This is a genomic window from Bacillus sp. 05T22 (genome assembly GCF_056396765.1).
Genome location: NZ_JBFTMC010000244.1, coordinates 1 through 1,289 on the forward strand (window position 1 = coordinate 1; position 1,289 = coordinate 1,289).

A 1,289-nucleotide genomic window follows, 5' to 3' on the forward strand; every position below is an offset into this window, starting at 1 on the left:
ATACATACGTATCCTTTTGATTACTATTATGAAAAATTGGATCATGCATTTCATTCATAAATGTTTGATATGTATTCATGTTTTCCCAAACAGTAAATACACAGGCCTCATCTTCATCCCAGCCCCCGAACTGTCCATGAAATCCCTCTAAGTTTTGTAAATCTCTCCATTTCTCTTGCGCCTCTGAAAACAAACCCTTTTTCTCTTTTTCTACCTGACAAAATATCGTTTTTAATAACATGCTGCTCCCCCTTACTATAACTAAAAAAATGGCACTATTTGTTTACATAATAAAATTATGTTTTGCTTCATTCACTATTATTTAAATAATAATTCGCTTCTTTTATCATCCAACTCCCAAAGTTATCTAAATATGCTGTAATTTCCATTATGTCGTCTATAGGATTAACTGCATATTGCAGCGCTTTCCTCATATTTTGTTCTTGCTCTGGAAAATGCTTACTAAACAACTCATACGCTGGATAAAGGTCTCTAGAATAAAGTCCTTCTTTATCAATTGTTAATGCTAATCCTGCTCTAACTATGATTTTCATAATCCAGCGGCAACAATCTAATATATCTTCCCTACCTTTATTATGAATTAATTCTTTACATGCTTGTTCAATTTGTGGCTGTAAATGTATAAGATGTTCACGTGCTAATTCTCGACTTACTTTGTATTTAGGTAGCTGTGATCTTATATCTTCACCGAGTATACATACTCCATGTGTTTGAATCATAAAGCTTATAAACGAAAAACGACTGGAATGTAACACTTCTTCAACATCATAAAAACTTAATTCCACCCCAGATATACAACCAAATTTTTGAAGCAATTGTTGCTCTATACTTTCGATCCATTCCAGGTCTATTGCCTTCGGATCTTTTCGAACTAATATAATTGTGTCTATATCTGCAATTCCCTCTATTCCAATTCCTCTTGGAACAGATCCTCTTATATAAATGCTATGAAGGTCATCCTGTAGCAAATGAAAACATATATCCTTTACTTCTTGTATAACCTTCAAAAAGACTGGTTGAATGTTATTGATATGTGAATCATTAATAATGTATCCTGTGTCATCTACGGGACAAAAACGACCTATTTTCTTAATAATTGACAATCAATCAGCTCATTTCTATATAAAGTGTTATATACAAATTAATTATAAGACAAAATATTCAGAATAAAAACAAAAAGAAACTTTATCATGGTATGCTTATAATATATTTACTAAATAATCCAATAAAAGGAGTATGTTTACAATGAAACTCGCATTCTCAGTAAC

2 protein-coding genes are annotated in these 1,289 nt (G+C 31.5%); both read right to left on the minus strand.

Annotated elements, in window-relative coordinates:
- A partial coding sequence (locus tag AC1DIT_RS28135; protein WP_476998603.1) for a YdbC family protein occupies positions 1 to 241 on the minus strand: 241 nt, incomplete at its 3' end.
- A 67-nt stretch (positions 242 to 308) separates the two neighbouring features.
- Positions 309 to 1,124 carry a hypothetical protein gene (locus tag AC1DIT_RS28140; protein ID WP_016114830.1) on the minus strand — a complete coding sequence of 272 codons (816 nt, stop codon included), beginning with the start codon at positions 1,122 to 1,124 and terminating at the stop codon, positions 309 to 311.
- Between the last annotated feature and the right edge of the window lie 165 nt (positions 1,125 to 1,289).